The following is a 514-nucleotide window of genomic DNA, read 5'->3' on the forward strand; positions in this document are numbered from 1 at the left end:
AGATTAAATTTAACTTTTATTTTTTTATTATGATTACCTACTATAATTATTAGATTAACTAAGATAAACAATATTTTTTTAATTCATTTATTACCATTAGGAACTAAAGGTTTATTAATCCCTATAATAATTTTAATCGAGTTAATGAGATTTTTTATTCGTCCTTTAACCCTATTTTTGCGTTTAAGTATTAATATAATTGCAGGGCATGTTCTTATAAGTTTAATTAGTTTAATAATTATACATAATAATTTATATTATTTATTTATTATATATATTTATATATTAATAAAGTTTTTAGTAAGATTTATTCAGTCTTATATTATTGTTACTTTAATTAATTTATATATTGAAGAAATTTATGACTAATAATAATTTTTTTTTAGTTAATTTAAGTCCTTCTCCTTTAATAATTTGTTTAATTTTATTTTTATTTATTAATAGAGTTAATAATTTTTCTTGAATAATTTTTTCTTATATTAATTTAATCTGTGTCTTTTTTATTTTTATATTT

General features: G+C 15.0%; 1 protein-coding gene. It reads left to right on the top strand.

The genetic code is table 11. The annotated features are described in order from the left end of the window. Positions 1–72 precede the first annotated feature (72 nt). Positions 73–369 carry a F0F1 ATP synthase subunit A gene (locus NY07_RS19945; RefSeq protein WP_443018334.1) on the top strand — a complete coding sequence of 99 codons (297 nt, stop codon included), beginning with the start codon at positions 73–75 and terminating at the stop codon, positions 367–369. Positions 370–514 lie beyond the last annotated feature (145 nt).

Origin of the sequence: Shewanella sp. ECSMB14101, from assembly GCF_000773485.1 — a bacterium.
GTDB classification, from domain to species: Bacteria; Pseudomonadota; Gammaproteobacteria; order Enterobacterales; family Shewanellaceae; genus Shewanella; species Shewanella marisflavi.